This is a genomic window from Nocardia sp. NPDC050175 (assembly GCF_044459885.1).
In the GTDB taxonomy this organism is placed as follows: domain Bacteria; phylum Actinomycetota; class Actinomycetes; order Mycobacteriales; family Mycobacteriaceae; genus Nocardia.
Genome location: NZ_JBITJI010000001.1, coordinates 61,525 through 86,056 on the forward strand (window position 1 = coordinate 61,525; position 24,532 = coordinate 86,056).

Here is a 24,532-nt window from a genome sequence, read left to right on the forward strand (position 1 = left end):
CCTCTACCAGAGTGATGATCGTACGATCGCGTCAGAAGTCGGGTTCGAGTCGCTTGACGACGTTGAACCGCGTTCCGGACGGGAACAGGATTTCCGGGTTGCCCGGTGCCGAGTACGGTGTGATGTCTTTGCCGGTCTGCGACAGGTAGCGCAGCTCGACCGCGCCTCCCCTTTCCGCCGCCACACCGGCGGGGGTGGTGCTGGTGAACCCTTTCTCGGTGATGGTTGCCCCCTCGCGATAGGTCGCCAGCACATCGGGCGGCAGGTCGGTCACGCGGGTGACCGGCCCGTGGTAGTCGGGCAGCTTGTCCAGTGCCCGACCCCCGGCTTGGCCCATCCGCTCGCCGACGAACCCGGAATCGACCCCGCCCCACAACTCCCCAAACCCGCGACGTAGACACCGCCCTGATCAACTGGTTCCACCGCCACCTCGCGAATACCGCCTAGGTATTGCCCTCGAAACCCGAAGAGCCTCCAGCACACTTCTTACTCTGAAGGCTCCCGAGCTAGCCCTTTGCGAGGTGTAGTTGGTTGCTCAGTCTCCGGATTCGTTCTGCTGCTGCCGTTTCCGTTCCCGCTCGGCCCAGAGTTCGCGAACCCACGGCTCGTACTCGGTGCCGACCATGTCATCGTGAAACCGCTCGGGCAGCGGCTCGGCGGGAGTCGTGTCGGGTGGTGCGGCGGCGCGCTGCCGGTCGATTTCCTCGAATGCGGCCAGGGCACGTGCGACCAGCGCTGGGTCCAGCTGATCGTCTGGGTCCGGGGTGCTGAAGGTCTTGCCTGCGATCCGCTTGCCTTCGTTGTTGCTCATAGCTTTACCCTTCTCCTAGCTGGTCTTCTCGACCAGCGTGATAATCGTGCGATCGCGACCGAAATCAGGGTCGAGGCGCTCGACCACCCTGAACTGCGTGCCGGATTTGAACAAGATTTCCGGGTTGCCCGGTGCCGAGTACGGTGTGATGTCCTTGCCGGTCTGCGAGAAGTAGCGGAACTCGACTGCGCCTTCCCTTTCCGCCCTTACACCCGCAGGAGTTGTGCTGGTGAACGCGTGCTCTGTGACGTCTTCGCCTTTGCGGTAGGTCGCCAGAACATCGGGCGGCACGTCGGTCACGCGGGTAACGGGACCCTCATAGTTCGGCAGCTTGTCCAGTGCCCGATCCAACTCGACGACGCGGTCTTGAACTTCCTTGGGCATGTAGTCCTTGCCGTTGCGCAGCCACCCGTTGATCGGCTGGTGGGCCGATCCGGTGTAGTCGGCGATCGCGTCGGCGTCGGTCTTGGTCAGTGCTTGCGGGACTCGTTCGGCGGCTCGGAACTCGGTCGGTATCTCCTTGATGCGCCGCATTTCCTGGGCGTGCTTTTCAAGGGTGGTTCCGGTCTTGACCGACTTCGCGAGCTTGCGCGCCTTCCACAAACTGATGATCGAGCGCAGGGGTGCGGCGAACTTCGCCGCGAGCTGCGCGGCGCGCGCGGTCCCTAGTGCGGCGCCAGCGCCGAAGGTGACCAGGCTCGCGACGATCGTGATACCGGCGGTGATCGCGAGCTCTTTGATGAGCTCGTCGCGCAACTCCTCCAGGGTGTCGCGCAGATCCGAGCGCAGCTCATCGAGGCTGGCGCGATGCTCGGTGCACGAGCTCGACATCTCCCCGCACGCGGCGATCACATCGGTAGCCGACGCGGCGAGAATCTCCAGATCGTGGGAGATGAACGCCACCTCCGGCGCGGTGACCTGGCCGTCGAATGTCGCTGCGACACGGCGCAATAGGTCCGGGAACCCGGCAAAGTCGGGCGCGGCGGCCACGGCAGCCCATGCGTTGGCGGCGTTCTGCAACTTGGTGGTGTCCCCATCGGGCACGGTCAGCCCGATCTTCTCCACCAGGCCGAGCCCATCGGCCACCAGGCCTTGTCCGGGGCCACCGGCCGAAGGCAGCGGGAATGGGCAGGAGCCTGGCGACTCCGGAACCGCAGGGGGTTTGTCCGGGCCGGATCCGGTAGCCCCGTGGGTGGCGTCGTGCTCGGCAACGGCGTAGTTGTAGCCGCACGCCCTGATGACCCGCGCGTAGTTCAGCGCGGCCGAGGCGGTGTCGTCGGCAAGTTTCAACAGCGCCTGCGAACGCTGGTCGTACGAACTGGCCCACTGGCGCGCTTCCTCGTAACTGCCGCACATGCTCCCGCAGTCCCACAGCGAGGATTTCCATTCCTTCTCGAAAGCGCCGAAGAACGTACCTGCACCGACTATCAGCGTGGTCGCCGCGTTGTAGTAGACGTTGGTGTCGATTTTCAGTTGGGTCATGCCTGTTCGCCGAACATGCGTAGGTTTGCCGCAATGCCGGCGCTGTAGGCGGTGTGCGCGGTCACCGCGGCGGCCCGCATCGCGGCGATACCGTCGCGCACGTCTTGGGCCCCGGCCTGCCAGTGCTGGTGTGCGGTCGCGTGTGCGGTCGCGGCGGCGCCGGTCCACTCCCGATGCACGGCGGCGACGCGCTGATCTACGCCGGTGAGGGAGTCCTCGACGAATCCCTGTAGCGCCGCGATGCGCGCGGTGACCGTTTCCAAGTGAACCAGGTCGACGGTATATTCCTGCCCGCCACTCATGGCAGATCCAGCGAACTGGTTTGCGCGGTGAGGTTTTCGGCGCGTGCGGTGTCGACCGTGTCGATCTGGGCGACGTACACCCCCAGTAACTCCCCGACGTCGTGGAGCGCCCCGAGCACCTGAAGCGCTCCCATGCGGGTCTCCGCCCACCCCGCGTGATACGCCTCGGCCGCTGTACCTGACCAACTCGACATGAGTCCGGCGACTTCGGTGTCGGCCGAGCGGACGGCATCGATCAACGATTGCGCCGTCTGCTGAACATACTGACCGGCGTCCGATACTTCGGCCGGGATCAGGCCTAGTTGTTGTCCCGCGTCGACGCGGCTTTGATCAGTCATCTGCGTCGTCTCCCACGGGATGGCTCCTCAGTGTCGATCGAGCTGCTGGTCAGGATGGTCTGGTACCCGTTTCCTGCGGGTAGTGTCACGGAAACAGCATCTCGACGAGCTCGTCGCTATCGCTGAGTCCCGCACCGCCACAACGGGAACGGTAGATCAATGGGCCGCGAGTCACCAGCAGACTCCCCTGCAGTGCGCGTCCGGGACGACCGAACCCGGCAACGCAGAGGGGAGGTCCACCCTCACGGTCGCGAATTGAGGTCGCCACAAACAGAGTTGACGCAGACCTATCAGCGGCAGATAGCCCAGGGCTTACCGGAAAACACCGATTAGGCCGCCCAAATCTCGAGAGAAGATATCGACTTCTTCGATATTCCAGGCAAACTGGACGGTAGGAGCGCGAAAGTCTTTGGACAGCAATGGTTTTTGGATCGGCGAATTGATGGGACCGGCGATCGTCAACTGCGAGAGATCGCGTTGCACGCATGGCATTTCGTGAAATGCGCAAAGCGGACTTCTATCGGTAATGCGGGGAGGCCATTGATCCTGTGGCGTTGCGTGAATGTGAAATGAGGGTAGCGCCGGGGTGGGGTCGGGTCGTATCGTGACCCGGCCCGACCGTGTGTGTCTATCGTGGGCGCGGCAGATGCCGCGCTCGCTCATTCTCAGGATCACAAAGGAGTATGCCCGTGAACGTAGACCTGTCCGGCGCGAAGTGGTTCAAGAGCCGTCGCAGTGGTGCCTCCAAGGATTGTGTGGAGGTGGCCTTCGTCGAGGGCGGTGCGGTCGGTGTCCGGGACTCGAAGAACCCGACAGGACCGGCTTTGGTTTTCGCCCCCGAGGTGTGGGATACGTTCACCGCGCGGGTGACTGACGGCGCGTTCACCAGCGCATAGTCGCCCGTCGTAGATAGCTGACGAGCCCGGCTCGCACGTTCGAGTCGGGCTCGACACGTGTGCAGTCCCGGCCGGGCGCTGCTTGCAGAAATGAGTGTTATGAGTGCCTCAGGGAGCGGATGGACTCCTCCGGCCGTGTGCGATCAGTGCCCACATCCGATCGCAGAGCACGTGCTGTGGGAACCGGACGAGAAGTGCGCGGGTTGGATGCATTGCGGTGCGGCCGGTTGCTCCGACTGCTGGCACAGCTGGCCGGTGCTGGCCGCCGAGGTGGAGTGACGTTACCGGCGCACAACATCGCGCCGGGTAGTTGGCTCGAATGGTCTCTGCCGCAATGTTTCAGGTGTCACGCAGTGTCGACGTAGCGATCTCGAGGAAGTCGCGCAGCAGACTCTCGCGTCGGTCGGCGGCGACGGCCAGGCATCTCTCGATGGGCGGGGCGTCGGTCACGGGGAGGTGGATGAGGTCGGGGCGGGCGTAGGCTCGCGCGACGCTGAGCGGGATGAGGGCGATGCCGTGTCCGGCGGCGATGAGCTCGAACTTTTCTTCCAGCGAGGCCGTTCGCCTGGTCGGTGTGTCGAGCGTTCGCTCGCCCTCGACGTCGGCGCGGGTGAGGTCGAGGCGGTGCGCCAGCGGATGGGTCGCGGGCATGCAGGCGACCCTGGGTTCGTTGCCGATCAGGATGGTCCGCAAACCCGACTCGTCGAACGGCCGCCGCAGGTACGCGATCTGGGCCCGGCCGTCTCGGAGTGGCGCGTCCTGCTCCCACCAGCGGGCGGGGACGAGGTCGGTTTCGACGTCCGGGTAGCGCGAGGCGAACGCCCGGATCGCCTCGGACACATGCAGTCCCGGGGAGAAGGCGACGACGAGTCGCCGCACCTCCTGATCGACGTCGTGCACGCGCCGCACCGCCGCGTCGACCGACGCGAGGATGCCCTTCGCCTCCTCGTAGAGCTGCTGTCCCGCGGCGGTCAGCTCGACGCTGCGGGTGGTTCGCACGAGCAGGGTGCAGTCCAGCTCCTGCTCGAAGGCCCTGATCTGACGGCTGAGCACCGGCTGAGCGATGTAGAGCTTTTCCGCCGCGCGGCCGAAGTGCCGATGCTCGGCCACCTCGACGAAGTAGCGGAGCTTGCGCAGATCGAGATCCATACCCCGAGGGTATCAATCGCTGGAAAGGGTATTGGACGGCGCAGGTTGCCGACCCGAGACTCGAAGCATGATCGTCATCACCGCACCGACCAGCACTATCGGCAGCAGGCTGCTGAACCTCCTGCTCGACGAAAGCCCAACGCGCACTGAAGAACTGCGCGTCATCGCACGTGACCCCGGCAAGCTTCCCGAGACGGTCCGCGCCCGCGTCGACGTCGTCACCGGCTCGCACGGCGACGCCGAGGTCGTCGACCGGGCCTTCGCGGGCGCGGACGCCGTCTTCTGGCTGGTCCCGCCGAACCCGCAGGCACCGAGCCTCGACGCCGTGTTCGCCGAATTCACCCGCTCCGCCGCGAAGGCGTTCACGGCCAACGGGATCGGGCACGTCGTCGGCGTCTCGGCACTCGGCCGCGGCACTCCCGTCGCAGGGCGCGCCGGGCACGTGACCGCGTCGCTCGCCATGGACGACCTCATCGCCGGTACAGGCGTGGCCTACCGGGCGCTCGCCAACCCGACATTCATGGACAACCTACTGCGGCAGGTAGTTTCGATCCGCGACAACGGTGTGTTCACCGATATCGTCACCGCCGACCGCAAAACACCGGCGGTCGCGACTCGAGACATCGCCGCGGCCGCCGCTGGCCTGCTACTCGACCGCTCGTGGACGGGAACGGGAGAAGTCCCGGTGCTCGGCCCCGAAGACCTTTCGCAGAACGAGATGGCCGACATCATGACCGACGTGCTCGGTCGCCCGGTGCGCTACGAACGCCAGTCGGTCGATGATTTCCGCGCTGCGCTCGCCCGATATGGCGTCGGCGACGCACACGCACAGGGCCTCATCGACATGATGCTCGCCAAGGACGACGGACTCGATTCAGGCGTGCCGCGCACTCCCCGAACCGCGAGCCCGACGACGTTCCGCCAGTGGTGCGCAGAGGTCCTGAAGCCGGCTGTCGAGGCATAAGGCCTCATCGTCGGGCCCTGGCCACCGAAGTACGCCCGTCGGAACGGTCCGTGGAAATCACCGCATCCGCTGAGCCAGCGACGGATCAAACTCCCTGCGCGGGTTCAGGTCCGGCCAGCCCGGCAGCGGTCAGGGTGAGGTGCCGAATCAACGTCTCGGCCGCGGCATCGGCGTCGCGGGCCAGCGCAGTCTCCTCCAGTCTGCGATGTTCCTCGACGCCGTCCCGCCCGGGCGTGCGCTGCGCCGACCAGCGGCGGGCCAGCTCGCTCGCGATCCACATCCGGTCAAAAGTCTCCAGCAGAACCGGGTTTCCGCAACCCTCCAACAGGGTGCGATGGAAGAGCCGGTGCGCTTCGGACCAGGCTTCGCTGTAATGCTCCCCCTCCTCCGGCACGAACGCCGGAGTGCGGACCAGCCGATGATGGGCGGCCCGGACGCTGGCCTCCCAGTCGATGTCGCCGCGCTCGATCGACATGCGCAACATCGCCGGTTCGATGGTCCGGCGCGCCTCCGCGATCTCCTGCCAGCGACGATCGGAGAACGCCGGGACAGCGAAGCCGCGATTGTGCAGCCGGTCGGCGAGACCTTCGCCGACCACCCGCACCAGCGCCTCACGGACGACGGCCAGGCTCACGCCCTGTTCTTTGGCGAGGTCCTGCGGTTTGAGCGCGTCGCCGGGGGCGTAGTCGCCGCGCATGATCGCGTCCCGCAGGTGGGTGTAGATCTGCTCGCTGAGCATCTGCTTCCCCGACGAGGTCGAGGCGGAAGCCATCCGGGTCATGCTTCCCAGTATAGAACAATCTGTCAGATAATCGATTATCTATGCTACTGTCGATCTAGTGGCGATGGCGTCGCCCCCATGGGACGCTGCGGGCCTCCGTCCGCCGCATCACCGCCACTCTCCCAGCATGGCTTGAAAGGAACGACGCGATGAGCGCCAACGACCCCTTCGCTCGCCTCCCCGAGGCGGCCACCTTCACGGTTACCAGCGCCACCGTCACCGACGGCGCCGCCTGGTCGCCCGAGCAGTTCTCCGCCGGTGTCCCCGGCGGAAAAGATGTTTCCCCGCAACTGTCTTGGAGCGGCGCACCCTTGGGCACCAAGAGCTACGCCGTCACCGTCTATGACCCCGATGCCCCCACCGGGTCCGGGTTCTGGCACTGGGCTGTCGCCGATATCCCCGCCAGCGTCACCGAATTGCCCGAGGGCGCGGGCGATGACACCGGTTCGAGCCTGCCCGAGGGCGCCTTCCAATTACCCAACGACGCGCGCCTCGCACGTTTCATCGGCGCCGCCCCGCCCGCCGGACACGGCCCGCACCGCTACTTCATCGTGGTGCACGCCCTCGATGTCGAGTCCATCGGCGTCCCGACCGACGCCACCCCGGCCGTCCTCGGTTTCACCATGTCCGGCCACATCCTCGGCCGCGCGGTCCTGACCGCCACCGCGGAAACGCCCGGCCCCCAGCGGGTCGAGGTCTCCCGACTCATCCCGGCCTCCGCCGACACCATCTTCGCGGTCCTGACCGACCCGAAGGGCCACGTGGACATCGACGCGTCGGGCATGCTCCTCGATGCCGAAGGCGAACCCGTCAAGCAGATCGGCGACCGGTTCCTGGTCCATATGGACCGAGAAGCCCTGGGAGACTTCCCCCTTGGCAAGTACGACGTCGAGGTTGTCATCACCGCGTTCACCCCGGACGAGGAGATCGCCTGGACCGTCGAAGGGCAGATACGCCCGCCCGTCCGCCACATCTACGGCTACCGGCTCGCGCCTGCCGAGGGCGGAACTCTCGTCACGTCGTTCTACGACTGGTCGGAGATCGACGAGAAGTGGCAGCGGCGCCTCGTCTTCCCGGTGGTCCCCGAGTCGGCCCTCAAAGCCACCCTGGGTATTCTCGAGCGCACCGTCCGCCGGCGGACCGCCTGATCCAGCTGTGCGGCTTCCAGGTCGCGGCCCGCACGCCGGGCCGCGACCGGAAACTCTCGACTCATGGATTCGGCTCTGCGAGTGCTGATTACGATGCCCGAGGAAACCAACGCGAGGAGCGGCTTGATGGAAGCAACGTTCGATGTGGCCGCCCTGGTCGGGCATCACTACCGGGTCGACGACTATTACGAGGTCGGCCGGGAGAAGATCCGCGAGTATGCCCGTGCGGTACAGGATTTTCACCCCGTGCACTGGAGCGAGGACGCGGCCGACGAACTCGGCTACGCCGGACTGGTCGCGCCGACCACGTTCATCTCGATCCCCGCGATGCTGGCCAATCGCAAGCTCTTCGAGAGCGTCATCACCGGGTATGACGTGTATGTGCAGACGGATCAGGTCTTCGAGATGCACAAGCCGGTGGTCACCGGGGACCGGTTGGTCAGCGACGTGGAACTCGCCTCGGTCCGCCGGGTAGCGGGCAATGACCTGCTCACCATCAAGAACACCTTCTCCGACCAGAGCGGCGAGGTCGTGCAGATCATGCACACGACCGTCGCGGGCATCACCGGCGAGAGTGTCGCCGAAGGAATCAGCGACGCGATCGAGCGCGTGGTCATGCACGGCATCGAAATCCCCTCCCGGGCAACAGGAGTCACGGCAGACCAGTCGAACGAAACGACCCAGGCGCCCGCTCCGATCCTGTCCGAGGTCACCCGAACGCGCCTCCCGCACACCGCGATCCGCTTCGAGGACCTCACCGTCGGCGACGAACTCCCCCCTCGGACAACCCAACTCACCCGCGGCGACCTGGTGAACTACGCCGGTGTAGCCGGAGACGCGAACCCGATCCACTGGCACGACTCCGTAGCAACCCTCACCGGCCTCCCCGACGTGATCGCCCACGGCATGCTCACCATGGGCCTCGGCGCCGGATTCGTCACCGGCTGGCTCGGCGACCCAGGCGCCCTCACCCGCTACGGCGTACGCCTGTCGAGCTACACCGTCATCGACGCCCGCTCCGTCGGCAACGTCGAATTCACCGGCCGCATAAAGTCACTGGACCCCGAGACCAAAACCGCCGTCATCGTCATCGTCGCAAAATCCGCAGGCCGCAAGGTCTTCGGCCTCGCCACCGCAACCGTCCGCCTCGCGTAGGTCACCCGAAATACCTTACTGGACAAGCGATCACGGGGAACTGGTGCTGTTGGCCGCTCGGGCAATACCAGCACCAGTTCCCAATGATCAGTCGACCAACTACTTGCGCGACCGCGCGGGCTTCTTGGGGGCGCCGACATAGTCGGCGAGGTGTTCGGCGGTGAGGGTGGAGCGGGCGGCTACCAGGTCCGCGGGGGTGCCTTCGAAGACGATTTTGCCGCCGTCGTGGCCAGCGCCGGGGCCGAGGTCGATGATCCAGTCGGCGTGGGCCATGACGGCCTGGTGGTGTTCGATGACGATGACGGATTTGCCGGACTCGACGAGGCGGTCGAGCAGGGCGAGCAGGTTTTCCACGTCGGCGAGGTGCAGGCCGGTGGTCGGTTCGTCGAGGACGTAGACGCCGCCCTTGTCGCCCATGTGGGTGGCCAGTTTCAGGCGCTGGCGCTCGCCGCCGGACAGGGTGGTGAGGGGCTGGCCGATGGTGAGGTAGCCGAGGCCGACGTCGGCGAGTCGCTCGAGGATGGCGTGTGCGGCGGGGAGGCTTGCGTCGCCCGTGCCGAAGAACTCTTCGGCCTCGGTGACCGACATCGCGAGTACTTCGCTGATGTCGCGGCCGCCGAGGTGGTAGTCGAGCACCGATGCGTCGAACCGCTTGCCCTCGCACACCTCGCAGGTGCTGGCGGTGCCCGCCATCATGCCCAGATCGGTGTAGATGACGCCCGCGCCGTTGCAGTTGGGGCAGGCGCCCTCAGAGTTGGAACTGAACAGCGCGGGTTTCACGTCGTTGGCTTTCGCGAACGCCTTGCGGATCGGCTCGAGCAGTCCGGTGTAGGTCGCCGGATTGCTACGTCGCGAGCCGCGGATCGGCGTCTGATCGACCGCGATCACCCCCTCCGAGGCGGGCACCGACCGATGCACGAGCGAACTCTTGCCAGAGCCGGCGACGCCGGTGATCACGCATAACACCCCGAGCGGAATATCGACATCGACATTCTGCAGGTTGTTCGCCGATGCGCCCCGGATCTTCAACGCACCCTTGGGCTTTCGCACCGATTCCTTCAACGCCGCCCGGTCGTCGAAATGCCGCCCGGTGATGGTGCCGCTGCCTCGTAGCCCGTCCACCGTGCCCTCGAAACAGACGGTCCCACCGCCCGAACCAGCACCGGGACCCAGGTCGACGACATGGTCGGCGATGACGATCGTCTCCGGCTTGTGCTCGACGACGAGCACCGTATTTCCCTTGTCCCGCAACTGCAGCAACAGATCGTTCATCCGCTGAATATCATGCGGATGCAGCCCGATGGTCGGCTCGTCGAACACGTACGTGACATCGGTGAGCGCCGACCCGAGATGCCGAATCATCTTGACGCGCTGCGCTTCTCCACCCGACAGCGTGCCCGACGGCCGCTCCAGCGAGAGATAACCCAGCCCGATCTCCACGAACGAATCGAGCGTGTGCACCAGCGAATCGAGCAACGGCTTGACCGACGGTTCATCAAGCGCGCGAACCCATTCCACGAGATCGCGGATCTCCATCGAGCAGAGCTCGGCGATGTTCTTCCGCTTGATCTTCGACGACCGCGCCTCTTCGCTGAGCCGGGTGCCACCGCACTCGGGACACGTGGTGAAGGTGACCGCCCGATCGACGAACGCCCGGATATGCGGCTGCAGAGACTCTCGGTCCTTGGACAGGAACGACTTCTGAATCTTCGGAATCAGCCCCTCATAGGTCAGATTGACGCCGTCGACCTTGACCTTGACCGGCTCCTTGTACAGAAAGTCGTTGAGTTCCTTCTTGGTGTACTTGCTGATCGGCTTGTTCGGATCGACGAAGCCCGACTCGGCGTAGACCCGCACGGTCCAGAAACTGTCCGACTTCCAGCCCGGAATGGTGAAGGCGCCATCGGCGAGCGATTTGGACGCGTCGTAGAGCTGGGTGAGGTCGATATCGGACACCGAGCCGCGCCCTTCGCAACGCGAGCACATGCCGCCGATGATCTGAAAACTGCGGCGCTCCTTCACAGTCCGGCCCGCGCGCTCGATACTGACCGCACCCGCGCCGCTGATCGAGGCGACATTGAACGAAAACGCCTGCGGTGAACCAATATGCGGCTTACCGAGCCGACTGAACAGAATTCGCAGCATCGCGTTCGCGTCGGTGGCGGTGCCGACCGTGGAACGCGGATCCGACCCCATCCGCTGCTGGTCGACGGTGATCACCGTCGTCAACCCGTCGAGCACATCGACCTCGGGCCGCGCCAACGTCGGCATGAAGCCCTGCACGAAGGAGCTGTAGGTCTCGTTGATCAACCGCTGCGACTCCGCCGCGATCGTGCTGAACACCAGCGAGCTCTTGCCCGACCCGGAGACACCGGTGAACACCGTCAGCCTGCGCTTCGGGATCTCGATGCTGACGTCGCGCAGGTTGTTCACGCGCGCACCGTGCACCCGGATCAGATCGTGGCTGTCGGCAACGGGCGAACCCGTGCTCTTTTTCTTCGCGGCGGTCGTCATGATGTCTCCATTCAACCTGATCAGTACTGCGCCGACGGCGTTCGACGAGCTAGCTCTGCTGCTGAATTCGCACCATGTTGCCCGCGGGATCGCGGAACGCGCAGTCGCGAACACCGTAGGGCTGATCGGTCGGTTCCTGGACGACCTCCGCGTCGCTCGCCTGCAGCCGCTCGAACGACCCGTCCAGATCCTTGGTTGCCAGCAGGATGCTGCCGAAGGTGCCCTTGGCCATCATCTCGTCGATGACGCGACGCTCGTCGTCGGTGAGGCCGGGGCTGGCGGCGGGCGGGTACAGCACGATGGACGTGCCGGGCTGGTCGGCCGGGCCGACGGTGATCCAGCGCATCCCGTTGTATCCGACGTCGTTGCGGACCTCGAAGCCGAGAACGTCGCGGTAGAAGGCGATGGCGGCCTCCGGGTCGTTCTGCGGGAGGAAGCTCGCTTGAATGGTGATGTTCATGGTGATCAGGCTAGTTCCGGCGCGGCTACCTGCGCTTCTCGATTCCTGATCGGTCTGGTGATTTGTTTGGCCACGCAAGACGGCAGGCCGGCCGTCGCCTCGGCCTCGTCGCGCCGGTAGGTGCTCGGCGGCACCCCGACCAGTTCGGTGAAGCGGGTGCTGAAGGTGCCCAGCGACGAGCAGCCGACCGCGAAACACACCTCGGTGACACTGAGATCGCCGCGCCGCAGCAAAGCCATCGCGCGCTCGATCCGCCGCGTCATCAGATAGCTGTACGGTGCTTCGCCGTACGCGAGCTTGAACTGACGGCTGAGGTGCCCGGCCGACATGTGCACGTCCCGGGCCAGCGCCTCGACGTCGAGCGGTTGCGCGTACTCCCGGTCGATCCGGTCGCGCACCCGACGCAGCCGCGCGAGGTCGCGCAGGTGCGGCGAATCGGCGGAGCTGCTGGTCACCTCTACGATCGTGCCACGTCGCACCGGATGTTGCCCAGCACCGCCCCGAATACGGATTGATTCGGCTAATTCGCGATTTACCCGATCCGTCCGAACTCAATGGACCTTATTTCTATGGGGATGCACGCCGCCCAGCAGTAGGACAGGATCGTGGATCGTGACCGCTTATCTCCACGATGAATCACCAACGCTCGAACAGTTACTCGACGATGCCGCGTTAATGTCTTTTGAACATCAAGAGCACTGTCTCGAGGTCCTTGGTGCGCATCGCTGGCAGGTGAGCTATGAACCACCGCGGTTCGAGTTTTTCGGCGATCACCCGTTGGCGTGCAGCCGGTTTCACGTGCTGGGGACGGCGGCGCCAGGGCCGCAGAGCTGGCTGTGGAGTTGGGCGAACAATGATTGGTATCCGCCGGAGGTCACCGAATTGGCCCGCTCCGTTCGCGATTATGGACTGCGGCACGGGATTTCGGCATTGCGCAGCGCCGAGGTTCCGTTCGCAGAGCTGCCGGGAGCGCCGACCGAGCCGAATCGGGCCGCCTGGTTGATGGGCGAACTCGCCAAGGCGGTGTCGGGCAGTTGGACCTGGTACAGCTGCGATGTCGGCGCCGGCACGCGCCTCGCGGTGTTGATCGAACACCCCGATCTCACCTTGCCCGCACCCGAGCCGTTGCGGACCATGCGTGTTCTCAACGGCATCTTCGAACTCGAGCTCCCCGATCACCGGCGCGCGCTGCACAGCTACGCGATGCAACGCGGCATGCTGGCCGCGTTCAACCACGATGCCTCGAAGCTGCGCCTAGCAGGCACGGGTGTCGAAGTAGCCATCGCGTTCAACGAGAAAGGGCTCGTCACGGCGATGTCCTCGTCCAGCGGCCACCCGTCGTAGCCGTCGGGTATTAATGACTGGCGCAATCGATTCGGCCAGCTAAGATCGGAGACGCGGCGCTGACGAGCGTGACGAACTCCGAGCCGCGTCGGCCGGTCACCGACTGCGAAATCGACCAGCAGAGGCAGCGAGCATCGCGCTGCGAAGGTGTGGTGGCACCGCGACGGACCCGATCGCCCACACCTCCCGGGGAAAGCAACCAGGAGGTGAAACTGATGCCACGCACACTCTGTTCGGCCCTGCACGCCGGTAGCGGATCGGTGACCGTCGAAGGATGGATACACCGGCGCAGGCAACTCGCGACCGTCACGTTCGTCGTGCTCCGCGACCGCTCCGGCCTCGCGCAGGCCGTGGTGACCGATCCGCAAGTCCGCGAACAGGTTTCGGGTCTGCCGGAGGAAACCGTCGTCCGGGTGACCGGGACGGCGATCGAGAACTCGAAGGCACCCGGAGGCGTCGAGATCGTCGACCCGACAGTGCACCCGCTGGGCGCTCCGGCCGAACCGCCGCCGGTCGAGCTGTGGCGGCCCAGCCTCGGCGTCACCCTGCCCACCGCGCTCGACCACGCCGCGATCACCTGGCGCCATCCGATCCGGCGGGCGGTCTGGCAGATCGCCGCCGCTTCGATGACCGGCTTCCGTCGTCACCTCGACGGTGCCGGATTCACCGAAGTCAGCACGCCGAAGATCGTCGGCCAGTCCACCGAATCCGGCGCGAATGTGTTCACGCTGGACTACTTCGGGTCGACCGCGTATCTCGCCCAGTCACCGCAGCTGTACAAGCAGATGCTCACCGGGGTGTTCGAGCGGGTGTACGAAGTCGGACCGGTCTTCCGCGCCGAACCCCACGACACCGCGCGGCACCTCGCCGAATACGTTTCCCTCGACGTCGAATTCGGCTTCATCCGCGACCATCGCGACGTACTCGCCCAGCTGCGTGCCACACTCGCCGCGATGGTCGACACGATCAGCGAGAAGGCCGGGGCCGCAGTGAAAACCGTCGGCGCCGAGCTGCCGTTCGTGCCCGAGCAGATCCCGATCATCCACTTCCGGGAAGCCCTCGAACTCGTCGGCGCGGCACCGACCGAACCCGACCTCGCGCCCGAACACGAACGCTTCCTCGGGAAGTGGGCGAAGGCGCAGTTCGACTCGGATTTCCTTGCGGTAGAGGGATATCCGGCGGTCAAACGCCCCTTCTACACCCACCCGCAACCGAGCGACCCGCAATGGACGAACTCCTTCGACCTGCTGTTCCGCGGCCTCGAACTGGTCACCGGCGGTCAGCGCCTGCACAACCACGCCGACTACCTCGCGGCACTGGCGGCCCGCGGCGAAAACCCCGCCGACTACGCCCCTTACCTCGAAGCGATGCGCCATGGGATGCCACCGCACGGCGGCTTCGCCATCGGCTTGGAAAGGTGGGTCACCCGCCTGATCGAAGCCGACAACATCCGCCACGCCACCCTGTTTCCCCGCGACATCCACCGCCTCCGGCCCTGAGCCCATCGAACGGGACATGACAGCGGCGTTACTCATGTCCCGTTCGGAAGTTCCCGCCGACCCGCTGGCGGTACGGTGGTTGGCCAGTGGGTGATTGCGGCGAGAGTTGGGGAAGATGACCATCATCGGTAGGTCCGTGCGACGAATCGAGCCGGGCCCTAAAGGCGTGCAAGTCTTCGGCGAACCGTACGAGACTGCCGATGGTTCCACTGTCATCACCGTCGCCAGGGCCGGCGGCGGACCGTTCCGGGCGGCACCGCTGGGGATCTTCGTCATCCACGACGGCACCGTGAAATGGGAGTCGGCTATCGACACCACTCGCGTCGCGCTGCTGGCCGAGTTCATCGGGCTGGCGGCGACGGTGATCGCGACACTCGCGGTGTTCCGCCGCCCGCCGTGGCCCGACCTGTCCGCCGCGGGGATGAGCGCAATGCGGAGCCTCAAATCCGCCTGGAAGTAAGACCTAGCGCATTTCGTATACGTAGCAACCGAATCCGTCGACCCGCGTCGGCAGCGACGCCTCACCAAAGGCATCCTTGGCTTCGCCCTCGCAGACGGCGATCATCTCGGGTTTCGGTTGCACGCCGCGCTGGTGCAGCCTGAATTTCTGTTTGATCGGGCCGGATTGCGGCGCGCCGTTGTCGGCCTGACAGTTCCCGGATCCTTTCGCGCCGACCTCCCCCGGCTCCTCGATCTCGTCACAGACGTAAGTCCACTGCTCGTCCGCGATGGCGGCCGAGGCGAGGGCGGTCAGGCCGGCGGCCGCCGCGATGAACAAGACTGCGAGGGCTGCGATCCGGGCCGGACGAAAGCGCATGACAATCCCCATTCTGTACGGTGTCGGTCCATTGGCCGCAGTACGCGCAGGCATCTGTCATCGTGCGCTTCGACGCAGCCAAGAGGGTTCGAGGTAACACGCGATAGCGCGAACCGTAGCGGAATCCGGCGACGCTTTGTCCTATTTGAAACCGGGTGTCGCGGTGGAATCGGGACCCGTTGAAAAGCCGGATAGAAATTCCCACAAAACGCGTCGGCAAATGCCGCAGCAATGTTTATCGACGCAGTGCGCCGGGTATGGGTGCACGTTTATTCGCGAACCAGCCAGGTAATCAGCAGGTTTCGCGCCAAGCGTCGAGCTCGCGTTTCTTCCTGATGGAAGAAAAACCGAGGCGAGCCGAGTCGGCGCAGTAGTCGGCGGGCTTCAGGTTGTACTCCGCATAGAACACCGGCTTGCCCCCGCCGATGAAGGGCTGGAGCTTCGCACAGGTCGCTCGCTCTTCAAAGCACTGCTCGTTGACCGCGAAGTCGAACAGCCCGGCCAGCGTGGCGACCTTCAGATCACCTTGCGCCCCTGGTCGTGCAGGTTCTTACGGTCGAGGCGGGGTTTTCGAACAGGTCGAGGTCGTAGACCTGGGCGTTGATCGAGGTATCGACAGGCTCGTTGTGCAGCTGCCACTGCCAGGTGAGCCCCTTCTCCGGATGCCACCACGGGCCCGGGGCGGACGCTGCTGAGCCGAAGGAGCATGCGGCGACGGCCGTGACGATCGCGGCGAAGACTGTCGTACGTAGCCATCGGCGCGAGGTTCGAGCGAAAGTCATAGTGGCACAGTAAATCCTGGCCTTCGCCACCGTCCATGGAGTTCTTACTGTTCAGCGGTACCCGAGCGGCATATCCGGCCCGAAATCGAGATTTTCGGCCACAAGGTGGATCTTGACACAGTGCTGTGTCAGGATTCGTTCATGTCCACAGTTGTCCGCCCGTTCCGCGGGGTCAGCGCCGAACAACGGCTGGCCCAGCGGCGAGCCGACCTGCTCGAGGCCGGCCTCGACGAGATCGCGGCGGTCGGCGTCGCGCAGCTGCGGATGAGTTCGGTCTGCGAACGGGCCGGTTTGACCCAGCGGTACTTCTACGAACACTTTCGCAACCGTGATCACCTCCTTGACGCCCTGCACGAGACGATGATCAGCAACCTGATCACCCGGACCGTCGCCGCCGTCGAGGCGGAGCCACTCGACCTGCTCGTGCGCGCGCGGGTAGCGGTGGCGACCTTCTTGGACTTCTTCGCCGAGGAACCCCGGCGCGCTCGCCTCTACACCGAGGCGGCGACCCTGCCCACCCTCGCCGCACGCAAAGCCGAGGGCATCAAGCGCTACGCCGAACAGGCCGCCCGCCAGGTCTGCGCGGTCTACGGCGAGACCGACCCGAAAACCCACGCCAGGATCGCGCTCGCCGCATTGGTGGTGGTGCACGGCAACTCCGCCGTCACCCTCGCCTGGCACAACGGCGAAATCGACATCGCGCGAGACGAATACGTCGAGCTGCTCGCCCAGATATTTGTCGACGCTCTCGTCGGCGTTCATCAGCACTGACCACTTGCCGCCGGAACACCGGCCACCAACGAGCCAGGAGATCGTATGCCCACCTTCGCGTCCGCCTCGTCCACGCTATGCGAGGCGTTCCAAGCCACCATCGCCCGCGACCCGGACAAGGTCGCCGTGCGCACGCTCGGCGACCAGCGCACCCTCACCTATCGCGAGTGGGGCGAGCAAGTCCGTTCGCTGGCAGCGGGATTCGCGGCGCTCGGGGTGCGGCACGGCGATCGGGTCGCGCTGCTGATGACCAACCGGCCGGAGTTCTATCCGATCGACGTCGCCTTGCAACACCTTGGCGCCACGCCGTTCTCGGTCTACAACACCTCCTCCCCCGAACAGCTGAACTACCTGCTCACCGACTCGGGGGCGACCGTCGTCGTCTGCGAAACCCAATACGCCGCAACCGTGTTCGCGAGCCGGGAAGGCGCCCGGGTCGAGCATGTCGTGTGCATCGACGGCTCCCCGGCGGGCACCATCACCCTGGACGAGGTCAAGGCGAGCGGCCTCCCGGGCTTCGACTTCGACACCGCTTGGCGCGCAGTACAACCCGACGACGCGCTGACCCTCATCTACACCTCCGGCACCACCGGCAGCCCGAAGGGCGTGCAGCTCACCCACGCCAACATGCTGGCCATGGTCGACGGCACCGAGGAACTCGCCAACACCACCCCGGCCGAGCGCATGGTGTCCTTCCTGCCCTCCGCACACGTCGCTGACCGCTGGTCCGGGCTCTACATCCTGCAGGTGCTCGGCAACCAGCTGACCACCGTCGCTGACCGCGCCGACTTCGCCGCGACCCTGGCCGACGCCCGCCCGACGGTGTTCGGCGCGGTCCCGCAGGTGTGGCAGAAGCTCAAGGCGGGCATCGAGGCCAAGGTGACCGAGGCGACCGGAGTCAAAGCGGCCCTGGCGAATTGGGCGCTGAAGGTAGGCCGCACCGCGTCCGACGCCCGACTCGACGGCAAGCCCGTCTCGGCGATCCTCGCGCTGCAGGAACGCGTGGCCGACGCGCTGGTGCTGTCGAAGCTGCGCGCCGCGGTCGGTCTCGGCGACGTGCGCCTCGCCCTCTCGGGTGCCGCCCCCATCGCCTCGGATGTGCTGCGCTTCTTCAACGGCGTCGGCATCACGGCCTCCGACGCGTGGGGCATGTCGGAGCTGTCCGGCATGGCCACCATGAGCCCGCCGGGACAGGTCCGGCTCGGTACCGTCGGTAAAATCGTGCCCGGCAACGAGATTCGGATCGCCGAGGACGGCGAGGTGCTCGTGCGCGGCCCAATCGTGATGAAGGGCTACCTGAACAAGCCCGAGCAGACCGCCGAGGCGATCGACGCCGACGGCTGGGTGCACAGCGGCGACATCGGCGCGCTCGACGACGACGGTTTCCTCCAGATCGTCGACCGCAAGAAGGAACTCATCATCAATGCGAGCGGAAAGAACATGTCGCCCAGCAACATCGAGAACTGGATCAAGGCGTTCGCGCCGCTGATCGGGCAGGCCGTGGCGATCGGCGACAACCGCAAGTACAACGTCGCGCTCATCGCCCTCGACCCGGACGCGGCCGCGGTGTACGCCGACAAGGCGGGCGTCGCCCTCGACGCCGCCGTGCTCGCCAAGGACTCCGGCGTTCATCAGATCGTGGCCGACGCTGTCGCGCAAGCGAATTCGAAACTATCCCGGGTCGAGCAGATCAAGAAGTTCACCATCGTGCCTGACTTCTGGCAGCCGGGCAGCGAGGTGCTGACCCCGACGATGAAGCTGCGGCGCAAGCCGATCAACGACCGTTACGCCGCCGACATCGACGACCTCTACACCTGAACAACGCCGCTGAGTGGACCGTGAAGCCGGCCACATCGTGGCAACTCGTATGCTCTGTGCGCAGTCGCGACGAGGGAGATGGAGGATCCATGGCGGATCGGGAAGTGCTGACCTGGGAGTTGTTCGGATCGGCGAGTCGGGAGTTGGCGACCACGATCGCGGACGACGGGTTCGAGCCCGATCTGATCCTGTCGATCGCCCGCGGCGGGTTGTTCGTCGCGGGCGCGCTCGGTTACGCGCTGGACGTGAAGAACCTGCACGTGATGAACGTCGAGTTCTACACCGGCATCGACCAGCGCCTCGACCTGCCGGTGATGTTGCCGCCGGTGCCGCAGGCGGTCGACCTCGCCGGCGCCACCGTGCTGGTCGCCGACGACGTGGCCGACACCGGCGCCACCCTCAAACTGGTGCGCGACTTCTGTGAGAAGCACGTCGCCGAGGTCCGGTGCGCGGTGGTCTATGAGAAGCCGCGCTCGGAGGTCAAGTGCGAATACGTCTGGAAGCACACCGACCGCTGGATCAACTTCCCGTGGTCGACCGAGCCGCCCGTGGTGCAGCGCCAAGTCAAGGTGCTCGACGCGTAACGCTCAGCGTTCCTTGCGCTCCTCGGTGATCGCGTCGAGGCGTTCGCCGAGCGCGTTGACCTGATCGCGCAGGGCGATGAGGGTGTCGAGCGGGTAGCCGACCGACGCCATCACCGACTCGATCATCTCCCTGGCTTGGCGTTGCAGCGCGAGGCCCGCGTCCGTCGCGCGGAGTTCCACCGAGCGGCGATCGTGGGCGCTGCGCACGCTTTCCACGAAGCCGTGCGACTGTAGTCGCTGGATCAGCGGCGAGACGGTGCCATAGTCCAGGCGCAGCTGTTCGCCCAGCTCCTTCATCGTCATCCCCGGCCGCTCCCACAGCGCGAGCAGGGCGAGGTACTGGGGATAGGTGATTTCCATCGTCTCGAGGAACGGCCGGTACGCCGCGGTCATCGAGCGCGAGGTCGAGTAGAGGGCGAAACACAGCTGGTTCGCCAACGACAGCAGGTCGTGGTCGGAGTCCCCAGCGGTTGCGGTGCTGCCCGGCGTTGCGGCCGGTTCGACACGCACCGCGGAACTGGGATGCGCTACTTCGGGCATCCAATCACCTTACGCCAGCGAGTTCGGCGCTGCTCATGGGCTTTTGCGGTGACTGCGCGACGGGGCCGAGGACAGTCGTCCTGATGGTTGTCACCCCGTACCGGACGGCTCCTGCGAAGGGTCGGAACGACCCACGAGCGCGGTATCGGACGGACGCACGGTCGCCGCGGTGCGGTGCGGCGTGTGCGGTAGGCGAACCCGATGCCCCCGACCAGGATCGCCACCATGACTGCGGCGATCAACGCGCGGTGCTGGTCGCCGCGATCACCGTCCAGTACAGCGCGGGATGCAATCGGTTGGCCCGCAACTGCGTTGCCAAACTGACCACAAACAGCGCCAGGAACAACAGCGACGCCTGAGCGTAGCCGAGCCCCAGTGTCTGTGCGAGCAGGTCCCCGCCGGTCTCACCCAACGTGGTCGCGGCGATCTCGAGTAGCCAGAACATCGCCGTGATCTGCGGCAGCTTGTAGTCCACGAGCAACGTCCGAGCCGAACTCCGCACCATCCACGCACTCCATTCCTTGTACCGGGACCAACCGGTGCAGTGTGCAGTAGCTCCGCTGAGAGCACGCTGAAAGCGAGCCAGCGCATGCTCAGACCATGTCGAGCACGAGATTTCGATGCCGCGGTACTAAGACCCCTGCTCCGGCCGTAGCTCGGTGGGGAGGACCTTCCCGTCGTGGCGGATCGAGCGTTCGCCGATGCTCCCATCGTGATAGTCGCGGCGGATGTATCGGCAGCCACAAGAGTATCGGTCGACCCGAACGATCATCCCGAATCCGTCGGAATCCTCGACATGATCGTCGTCGACCAGCCTGCCGCACGGTGCGCGACACTGTGCGCGATGCGTTGACTCGATGGTCATTTCCGGCACTCCTCTCGCGAGTTGGTTATCGTCGCCCGGCCACGATCACAGCTTGCGCAGCCTGCGGAGGATGCGCAGGAACGGAATTGACGCGGCGAGCCCTCGTGTGATGTCGGGATGGAAGGTACTGAGGTCGACCAGCACGGCATACCGAAGACCGTTGTCGCGCAATTCGGCGATGCGTTCCTCGACTTCGGCCGGAGTCCCGGTTACGCAATAGTCCCGGACCAACGAACCCGGGACCTTCTCCGCATACGAGAGGACGGTGTCCTCGTCCAGCAGTTGTGGCAGCAGGTCCTGGATACCGGTGAAACGGGAACCCAACGGATGTTCGACACCGTGCCGCGCCCACATATCGGCGGAAATACATAAGCCGAATGCCCGCGCACCCACCGATCCGACCGTCTCCTCGATATGCACACGAGTCGATCCGGTGATCACGAAGATCATCGCCGCCGGCGTCACCGACATCGGATCGCGGCCCGCGTCGGACGCCGCAGTCCGCATCCGTTCCAAGCTGTTCCGATATTCCGGCACGGGTTGCGGATAAGCGGGGAACCAGGCGTCGGCATACCGGCCCGCCAGTCGCAGCATGCGCGGGCTGTGCGCGCCGATCCACATTTCCGGTCTGGTGCCACGGTAGGGCGGGATCTCGAAGATCGCATCGCGCAGCGGAAAGTATTCGGAATCCCGGGTAACCGGACGGCCGTTGGATTCCCACAGCAGCCGAATCGTGGCGAGGGCCTCCTCGAATCTGGCCACCGGCGCGTGCCACGGAACCCCGTACGGCTCATTGTTTTCGCGTTCGCCCGGTCCGATGCCGAGGATCGCCCGCCCCCGGCTCAGGAGGTGCAGGGTGGCGGCGGCCTGCGCGGTGACCGCGGGATTCCGCCGCCCGGCGTCGGTGACGCCGACGCCGAGACGTAGGCGCTTGAGACTGTTCTGCGCCGCGATATACCCGAGCGTGGTCCATGGATCGTAATGTGCGTTCGCTCTGGGGATGAGCCGTGCGGCGCCGATGTGCCGTGGCTGCCAGATCGAGCCGGGCAGTAAACCGGTCAGGTGGTCCGGTACGAAGAGCGAATCCGCCTTACCCGCCGCGGCGAGCCACCTATTGGTGCGCAACGTCAGATCGGGTGCGAATCGGGGCTGCAAGCTGAGGTCGAGTATGCCGGTACGGAATCCGTCTACCTTCCGCATGAAATCTCCTGGGTTGCCGTCGGGTCCAACGAACATAGGACGCCCCTCCGGCGGACGATCCAACAAAAGTTGGAGGTATAGACCGATGACAGAAGTTGGTGACCACGTCGCGGCGGAAATTGGGCGGCGGAACAACGACGGCGGCCGGTGCCACAGATTCGACAGCGTTGGCTCCATCCTGGGTAGGGCAGGCGGCCCGTGGCCGGTAGTACGTTCCAGAGATCGTTTTCCCGAAATGGAAAGTAAGTGATAACGATGGCGGACGACAATCTCGGATACCTCGATCGGATCTCGAAACACCACGGAAATTTCGGTAGCGGAAACGTTGCCATCGGAGTTCTCGGCGCCGGCGGCTTTGTGCCGCAGCGAGTGCGCACCAATGCGGAAGTCGCCGAACCCGCGGCCGTTACGCCGGAATGGATTGTCGAACGCACCGGAATACATGAACGCCATGTTTGCGGTCTCGGTCAGTCCGCGTCCGACCTCGCCGCCCAGGCGGTGCGCAACGCGCTCGACGCGGCCGGGCTCGACGCGGGCGATCTGGACCTGATCATCGTGACGACCTCCACCCCTGATGAACTCGGCCCGTCCACCGCCTGCCGGGTACAGGCCCTGCTGCGAGCGCATCAGGCGGTGGCCTTCGATGTGTCCGCCGCGTGCACCGGCTGGCTGTTCGGCACCCGGGTCGCCGTCGACTACCTGCGCGGCGACGCCGGCGGCCGGTGCGCGGTCGTGGTCGGCGTCGAGGCGTATTCGCGCTTCCTCGACCCCACCGACCGCGCCACCGCGGTGCTGTTCGGCGACGGCGCGGGCGCGACGATTCTCGGTCCGGTCGCCCGGGGCCGGGGCTTCGGCCAGATCGAGCTCGGTTCCGACGGCGACCACGCGGGCGACGTGCTCATCCCGGCCGGTGGCAGCAGGCGCCCGGCCAGCACGGACACCCTGACACGCGGACAGCATCGTATCCATATGGACGGCAAGGCAGTCCGCGACTTCATTCTCGAGATCTTCCCCAAAGCCGCCGCGAGCGCGTTGCGCCGATCGGGTCTGACCGCGGATCAGATCGACGTGATCGTTACCCACCAACCCAATCCCGTGTTGTTGCGTAAGGCCTGTGCGGACGCCGGATTCGACGTGGAGCGCCTGATCATCGTCGGCGACCTGGTCGGCAATATCGGCGCGGGGTCGATGCCGTACGCGCTGGCCAAGGCGCACGCCGACGGACGGCTCCAGACCGGTGACCGAATACTCATCGTAGGTTTCGGCGCCGGTGTCACCTGGGGCAGCACCGTGCTCACCTGGGGCATCGACGACGCGGAGGTCGACCGATGAGCGGGCAGGCCGCACCACCGGCACCGCGCACAGTTTTCCTGGTCCCTGGACAGGGCGGCGATCCACGATGCGCGCTGCACGACCTCTATCGCGCGGACAGCACGTCCCGCGCGACCATCGACGACATCCTCGGCGAGATCGAACGCGCGTCCGGCGATGCGGGACAAGGACTTCGCGAGGTGTTGCTCAGCGAGGTCAAGCTCCGAGTGATGGCGCCGGGAATCCCGCAGCTCGCGAGCTACGCCATCTCGGTGGTCCTCGATCGACTGCTGACCGCGGCGGGCCTGCACCCCGACGTGATCGTCGGCCAGAGCTTCGGCGAGATCGCCGCCCTGGTGTGCGCGGGCGTCTTCGATGTGCCGGACGGCACCCGCGCGGTCGGCGCGCTCAATGCCGCGTTCCGCGGCTTCGAGGGCCGCGGCGCCATGGTGCTCGTGCTCGCCTCCGCGTCCGAGACTCGCGCTCTGCTGGCCGAGGCCGGCCCGTCGGATCTCGTGGTCGCCTGCGTCAACAGCCCGAAGCAGACCATCGTCAGCGGTCCGACGGAGGCGATCGCGACGCTGTTCGAGCGGCAGGGGGACGGCCCGCGGCTGGTACGCCTGGCGGTGCCCTATGCCTCGCACCATCCGGGGCTCGTCGTCGTTGCGGACCGATTCCGCGCGAATCTGTGCCAGACCCGGCAGCGCCCCTTGCGCGTGCCGGTGTATTCGCCGGTCGGGCGACGGACCTATGCCGACACCGACGACCTGCACGAGGCCCTGGTCGATTGCGTCACCAAACCCGTCGATCTGGTGGAAGCGCTGCAGCACAACGGTTCTCAGCACACGCAGTTCATCGAACTAGGGGTCGGCGACGGTCTGTGCCGGTGCGTGCGGGCCACCCTGCCCTCGGCACGCACCCTGGCACCGTTGACCGGTGACCTGTCCTGGTTGACCGGCACAACGTCGAAATCCCCTGTCTCCGTTCGACAGCGGTGAAGA

At 65.8% G+C, this 24,532-nt stretch carries 27 protein-coding genes and 3 pseudogenes; 13 read left to right on the forward strand and 17 right to left on the reverse strand.

Features of this window, described 5'->3' with window-relative positions; all coding sequences use genetic code 11:
* Window positions 1-31: 31 nt before the first annotated feature.
* The 5 genes from ACIBK2_RS00285 to ACIBK2_RS00305 all read right to left on the reverse strand — a co-directional run bounded on the left by ACIBK2_RS00285 (window position 32) and on the right by ACIBK2_RS00305 (window position 2,933).
* Window positions 32-376: a hypothetical protein gene (locus tag ACIBK2_RS00285; RefSeq protein ID WP_396961973.1), complete on the reverse strand. Its 345-nt coding sequence runs from the start codon at window positions 374-376 to the stop codon at window positions 32-34.
* Between the two features lie 159 nt (window positions 377-535).
* Window positions 536-811 carry a hypothetical protein gene (locus ACIBK2_RS00290; protein ID WP_396961975.1) on the reverse strand — a complete coding sequence of 92 codons (276 nt, stop codon included), beginning with the start codon at window positions 809-811 and terminating at the stop codon, window positions 536-538.
* A 15-nt stretch (window positions 812-826) separates the two neighbouring features.
* Complete coding sequence (locus tag ACIBK2_RS00295) at window positions 827-2,293, reverse strand: ADP-ribosyltransferase (RefSeq protein WP_396961977.1); 1,467 nt, start codon at window positions 2,291-2,293, stop codon at window positions 827-829.
* Window positions 2,290-2,595, reverse strand: a complete 306-nt coding sequence (locus ACIBK2_RS00300; protein ID WP_396961980.1) for a WXG100 family type VII secretion target — start codon at window positions 2,593-2,595, stop codon at window positions 2,290-2,292. Before ACIBK2_RS00300 ends, ACIBK2_RS00295 begins: the two co-directional genes overlap by 4 nt.
* Entirely contained in the window at window positions 2,592-2,933 is a 342-nt protein-coding gene (locus ACIBK2_RS00305; RefSeq protein WP_396961982.1) for a WXG100 family type VII secretion target, read from the reverse strand. Before ACIBK2_RS00305 ends, ACIBK2_RS00300 begins: the two co-directional genes overlap by 4 nt.
* A 689-nt stretch (window positions 2,934-3,622) precedes the next feature.
* On the opposite strand from ACIBK2_RS00305, the gene ACIBK2_RS00310 reads away from it, so the two are divergent.
* A complete protein-coding gene (locus tag ACIBK2_RS00310) occupies window positions 3,623-3,829 on the forward strand; it encodes a DUF397 domain-containing protein (RefSeq protein WP_396961984.1) in 207 nt (68 codons plus the stop codon).
* Between the two features lie 339 nt (window positions 3,830-4,168).
* Here the strand turns inward: ACIBK2_RS00310 and ACIBK2_RS00315 are convergent, their stop codons facing one another.
* Window positions 4,169-4,978: a LysR family transcriptional regulator gene (locus tag ACIBK2_RS00315; RefSeq protein WP_396961986.1), complete on the reverse strand. Its 810-nt coding sequence runs from the start codon at window positions 4,976-4,978 to the stop codon at window positions 4,169-4,171.
* Window positions 4,979-5,045: 67 nt separating this feature from the next.
* Between ACIBK2_RS00315 and ACIBK2_RS00320 the strand changes: the two genes are divergently transcribed.
* Window positions 5,046-5,942: an NAD(P)H-binding protein gene (locus ACIBK2_RS00320; protein ID WP_396961988.1), complete on the forward strand. Its 897-nt coding sequence runs from the start codon at window positions 5,046-5,048 to the stop codon at window positions 5,940-5,942.
* Window positions 5,943-6,027: 85 nt separating this feature from the next.
* Here the strand turns inward: ACIBK2_RS00320 and ACIBK2_RS00325 are convergent, their stop codons facing one another.
* Window positions 6,028-6,723: a GntR family transcriptional regulator gene (locus ACIBK2_RS00325; protein ID WP_396961990.1), complete on the reverse strand. Its 696-nt coding sequence runs from the start codon at window positions 6,721-6,723 to the stop codon at window positions 6,028-6,030.
* A 149-nt stretch (window positions 6,724-6,872) separates the two neighbouring features.
* On the opposite strand from ACIBK2_RS00325, the pseudogene ACIBK2_RS00330 reads away from it, so the two are divergent.
* The 3 genes and pseudogenes from ACIBK2_RS00330 to ACIBK2_RS00340 form a co-directional block, all read left to right on the forward strand.
* Window positions 6,873-7,400 (forward strand): annotated as a pseudogene (locus tag ACIBK2_RS00330) (YbhB/YbcL family Raf kinase inhibitor-like protein); the annotation flags it as partial.
* An 18-nt stretch (window positions 7,401-7,418) separates the two neighbouring features.
* A pseudogene (locus ACIBK2_RS00335) lies at window positions 7,419-7,871 on the forward strand (polyketide cyclase); the annotation flags it as partial.
* A gap of 126 nt (window positions 7,872-7,997) precedes the next feature.
* Window positions 7,998-9,026, forward strand: coding sequence for a fused (3R)-hydroxyacyl-ACP dehydratase subunits HadA/HadB (locus tag ACIBK2_RS00340; protein ID WP_396961992.1), 1,029 nt, complete (start codon window positions 7,998-8,000; stop codon window positions 9,024-9,026).
* A 99-nt stretch (window positions 9,027-9,125) separates the two neighbouring features.
* On the opposite strand, the gene ACIBK2_RS00345 is transcribed toward ACIBK2_RS00340, so the two are convergent.
* Genes ACIBK2_RS00345 through ACIBK2_RS00355 form a run of 3 tightly spaced genes read right to left on the reverse strand, consistent with a single transcriptional unit; the run spans window position 9,126 to window position 12,455 of the window.
* Window positions 9,126-11,540 (reverse strand): ATP-binding cassette domain-containing protein, encoded by a 2,415-nt coding sequence (locus ACIBK2_RS00345; RefSeq protein WP_396961994.1) that lies wholly within the window; start codon window positions 11,538-11,540, stop codon window positions 9,126-9,128.
* Between the two features lie 49 nt (window positions 11,541-11,589).
* Window positions 11,590-12,000, reverse strand: a complete 411-nt coding sequence (locus ACIBK2_RS00350) for a VOC family protein (RefSeq protein WP_396961996.1) — start codon at window positions 11,998-12,000, stop codon at window positions 11,590-11,592.
* Window positions 12,001-12,005: 5 nt separating this feature from the next.
* Window positions 12,006-12,455, reverse strand: coding sequence for a helix-turn-helix transcriptional regulator (locus ACIBK2_RS00355; RefSeq protein ID WP_396961998.1), 450 nt, complete (start codon window positions 12,453-12,455; stop codon window positions 12,006-12,008).
* Between the two features lie 157 nt (window positions 12,456-12,612).
* Here ACIBK2_RS00355 and ACIBK2_RS00360 point away from each other — a divergent pair, with 157 nt between their 5' ends.
* The 3 genes from ACIBK2_RS00360 to ACIBK2_RS00370 all read left to right on the forward strand — a co-directional run bounded on the left by ACIBK2_RS00360 (window position 12,613) and on the right by ACIBK2_RS00370 (window position 15,303).
* Window positions 12,613-13,344 carry a DUF6882 domain-containing protein gene (locus ACIBK2_RS00360; protein ID WP_396962000.1) on the forward strand — a complete coding sequence of 244 codons (732 nt, stop codon included), beginning with the start codon at window positions 12,613-12,615 and terminating at the stop codon, window positions 13,342-13,344.
* Between the two features lie 215 nt (window positions 13,345-13,559).
* Window positions 13,560-14,843 carry an aspartate--tRNA(Asn) ligase gene (aspS, locus tag ACIBK2_RS00365; RefSeq protein ID WP_396962002.1) on the forward strand — a complete coding sequence of 428 codons (1,284 nt, stop codon included), beginning with the start codon at window positions 13,560-13,562 and terminating at the stop codon, window positions 14,841-14,843.
* Window positions 14,844-14,958: 115 nt separating this feature from the next.
* The gene (locus ACIBK2_RS00370; RefSeq protein WP_396962004.1) at window positions 14,959-15,303 is read left to right on the forward strand and encodes a hypothetical protein; all 345 of its coding nucleotides are present in this window, start codon (window positions 14,959-14,961) and stop codon (window positions 15,301-15,303) included.
* 3 nt (window positions 15,304-15,306) lie between these two features.
* Here ACIBK2_RS00370 and ACIBK2_RS00375 read toward each other — a convergent pair whose 3' ends face one another.
* The 3 genes from ACIBK2_RS00375 to ACIBK2_RS00385 form a co-directional block, all read right to left on the reverse strand.
* Window positions 15,307-15,660: a hypothetical protein gene (locus ACIBK2_RS00375; RefSeq protein ID WP_396962006.1), complete on the reverse strand. Its 354-nt coding sequence runs from the start codon at window positions 15,658-15,660 to the stop codon at window positions 15,307-15,309.
* A 292-nt stretch (window positions 15,661-15,952) separates the two neighbouring features.
* Window positions 15,953-16,180: an endo alpha-1,4 polygalactosaminidase gene (locus ACIBK2_RS00380; RefSeq protein WP_396963982.1), complete on the reverse strand. Its 228-nt coding sequence runs from the start codon at window positions 16,178-16,180 to the stop codon at window positions 15,953-15,955.
* Window position 16,181: 1 nt separating this feature from the next.
* Window positions 16,182-16,442: a hypothetical protein gene (locus ACIBK2_RS00385; RefSeq protein WP_396962008.1), complete on the reverse strand. Its 261-nt coding sequence runs from the start codon at window positions 16,440-16,442 to the stop codon at window positions 16,182-16,184.
* Between the two features lie 141 nt (window positions 16,443-16,583).
* Between ACIBK2_RS00385 and ACIBK2_RS00390 the strand changes: the two genes are divergently transcribed.
* From ACIBK2_RS00390 to ACIBK2_RS00400, 3 genes are all read left to right on the forward strand, one after another.
* Window positions 16,584-17,213: a TetR/AcrR family transcriptional regulator gene (locus ACIBK2_RS00390; protein WP_396962010.1), complete on the forward strand. Its 630-nt coding sequence runs from the start codon at window positions 16,584-16,586 to the stop codon at window positions 17,211-17,213.
* Between the two features lie 45 nt (window positions 17,214-17,258).
* A complete protein-coding gene (locus tag ACIBK2_RS00395; protein ID WP_396962012.1) occupies window positions 17,259-19,031 on the forward strand; it encodes an AMP-dependent synthetase/ligase in 1,773 nt (590 codons plus the stop codon).
* A gap of 89 nt (window positions 19,032-19,120) precedes the next feature.
* Window positions 19,121-19,615: a phosphoribosyltransferase gene (locus tag ACIBK2_RS00400; RefSeq protein ID WP_379285890.1), complete on the forward strand. Its 495-nt coding sequence runs from the start codon at window positions 19,121-19,123 to the stop codon at window positions 19,613-19,615.
* A 3-nt stretch (window positions 19,616-19,618) separates the two neighbouring features.
* On the opposite strand, the gene ACIBK2_RS00405 is transcribed toward ACIBK2_RS00400, so the two are convergent.
* The 4 genes and pseudogenes from ACIBK2_RS00405 to ACIBK2_RS00420 form a co-directional block, all read right to left on the reverse strand.
* Window positions 19,619-20,008, reverse strand: a complete 390-nt coding sequence (locus ACIBK2_RS00405) for a MarR family winged helix-turn-helix transcriptional regulator (protein ID WP_396963984.1) — start codon at window positions 20,006-20,008, stop codon at window positions 19,619-19,621.
* Window positions 20,009-20,399: 391 nt separating this feature from the next.
* Window positions 20,400-20,660: pseudogene (locus ACIBK2_RS00410) on the reverse strand (hypothetical protein); the annotation flags it as partial.
* 126 nt (window positions 20,661-20,786) lie between these two features.
* A complete protein-coding gene (locus ACIBK2_RS00415) occupies window positions 20,787-21,020 on the reverse strand; it encodes a hypothetical protein (RefSeq protein ID WP_396962015.1) in 234 nt (77 codons plus the stop codon).
* A gap of 45 nt (window positions 21,021-21,065) precedes the next feature.
* A complete protein-coding gene (locus ACIBK2_RS00420; RefSeq protein ID WP_396962017.1) occupies window positions 21,066-22,220 on the reverse strand; it encodes an LLM class flavin-dependent oxidoreductase in 1,155 nt (384 codons plus the stop codon).
* Between the two features lie 255 nt (window positions 22,221-22,475).
* On the opposite strand from ACIBK2_RS00420, the gene ACIBK2_RS00425 reads away from it, so the two are divergent.
* Both ACIBK2_RS00425 and ACIBK2_RS00430 read left to right on the forward strand, forming a co-directional pair.
* Entirely contained in the window at window positions 22,476-23,552 is a 1,077-nt protein-coding gene (locus ACIBK2_RS00425; RefSeq protein ID WP_396962019.1) for a 3-oxoacyl-ACP synthase III family protein, read from the forward strand.
* A complete protein-coding gene (locus ACIBK2_RS00430) occupies window positions 23,549-24,529 on the forward strand; it encodes an acyltransferase domain-containing protein (protein WP_396962021.1) in 981 nt (326 codons plus the stop codon). Before ACIBK2_RS00425 ends, ACIBK2_RS00430 begins: the two co-directional genes overlap by 4 nt.
* The last annotated feature ends 3 nt before the right edge of the window (window positions 24,530-24,532 follow it).

What these genes read in the sequence shown, in the direction of transcription:
- ACIBK2_RS00295 (WP_396961977.1), bottom strand. Translation starts at nt 2,293, where the DNA reads ATGACCCAACTGAAAATCGACACCAACGTCTACTACAACGCGGCGACC.
- ACIBK2_RS00300 (WP_396961980.1), bottom strand. Translation starts at nt 2,595, where the DNA reads ATGAGTGGCGGGCAGGAATATACCGTCGACCTGGTTCACTTGGAAACG.
- ACIBK2_RS00430 (WP_396962021.1), top strand. Translation starts at nt 23,549, where the DNA reads ATGAGCGGGCAGGCCGCACCACCGGCACCGCGCACAGTTTTCCTGGTC.
- ACIBK2_RS00320 (WP_396961988.1), top strand. Translation starts at nt 5,046, where the DNA reads ATGATCGTCATCACCGCACCGACCAGCACTATCGGCAGCAGGCTGCTG.
- ACIBK2_RS00325 (WP_396961990.1), bottom strand. Translation starts at nt 6,723, where the DNA reads ATGACCCGGATGGCTTCCGCCTCGACCTCGTCGGGGAAGCAGATGCTC.
- ACIBK2_RS00350 (WP_396961996.1), bottom strand. Translation starts at nt 12,000, where the DNA reads ATGAACATCACCATTCAAGCGAGCTTCCTCCCGCAGAACGACCCGGAG.
- ACIBK2_RS00420 (WP_396962017.1), bottom strand. Translation starts at nt 22,220, where the DNA reads ATGCGGAAGGTAGACGGATTCCGTACCGGCATACTCGACCTCAGCTTG.
- ACIBK2_RS00315 (WP_396961986.1), bottom strand. Translation starts at nt 4,978, where the DNA reads ATGGATCTCGATCTGCGCAAGCTCCGCTACTTCGTCGAGGTGGCCGAG.
- ACIBK2_RS00390 (WP_396962010.1), top strand. Translation starts at nt 16,584, where the DNA reads ATGTCCACAGTTGTCCGCCCGTTCCGCGGGGTCAGCGCCGAACAACGG.
- ACIBK2_RS00370 (WP_396962004.1), top strand. Translation starts at nt 14,959, where the DNA reads ATGACCATCATCGGTAGGTCCGTGCGACGAATCGAGCCGGGCCCTAAA.
- ACIBK2_RS00305 (WP_396961982.1), bottom strand. Translation starts at nt 2,933, where the DNA reads ATGACTGATCAAAGCCGCGTCGACGCGGGACAACAACTAGGCCTGATC.
- ACIBK2_RS00395 (WP_396962012.1), top strand. Translation starts at nt 17,259, where the DNA reads ATGCCCACCTTCGCGTCCGCCTCGTCCACGCTATGCGAGGCGTTCCAA.
- ACIBK2_RS00345 (WP_396961994.1), bottom strand. Translation starts at nt 11,540, where the DNA reads ATGACGACCGCCGCGAAGAAAAAGAGCACGGGTTCGCCCGTTGCCGAC.
- ACIBK2_RS00385 (WP_396962008.1), bottom strand. Translation starts at nt 16,442, where the DNA reads ATGACTTTCGCTCGAACCTCGCGCCGATGGCTACGTACGACAGTCTTC.
- aspS (WP_396962002.1), top strand. Translation starts at nt 13,560, where the DNA reads ATGCCACGCACACTCTGTTCGGCCCTGCACGCCGGTAGCGGATCGGTG.
- ACIBK2_RS00340 (WP_396961992.1), top strand. Translation starts at nt 7,998, where the DNA reads ATGGAAGCAACGTTCGATGTGGCCGCCCTGGTCGGGCATCACTACCGG.
- ACIBK2_RS00375 (WP_396962006.1), bottom strand. Translation starts at nt 15,660, where the DNA reads ATGCGCTTTCGTCCGGCCCGGATCGCAGCCCTCGCAGTCTTGTTCATC.
- ACIBK2_RS00290 (WP_396961975.1), bottom strand. Translation starts at nt 811, where the DNA reads ATGAGCAACAACGAAGGCAAGCGGATCGCAGGCAAGACCTTCAGCACC.
- ACIBK2_RS00400 (WP_379285890.1), top strand. Translation starts at nt 19,121, where the DNA reads ATGGCGGATCGGGAAGTGCTGACCTGGGAGTTGTTCGGATCGGCGAGT.
- ACIBK2_RS00405 (WP_396963984.1), bottom strand. Translation starts at nt 20,008, where the DNA reads ATGACCGCGGCGTACCGGCCGTTCCTCGAGACGATGGAAATCACCTAT.
- ACIBK2_RS00415 (WP_396962015.1), bottom strand. Translation starts at nt 21,020, where the DNA reads ATGACCATCGAGTCAACGCATCGCGCACAGTGTCGCGCACCGTGCGGC.
- ACIBK2_RS00425 (WP_396962019.1), top strand. Translation starts at nt 22,476, where the DNA reads ATGGCGGACGACAATCTCGGATACCTCGATCGGATCTCGAAACACCAC.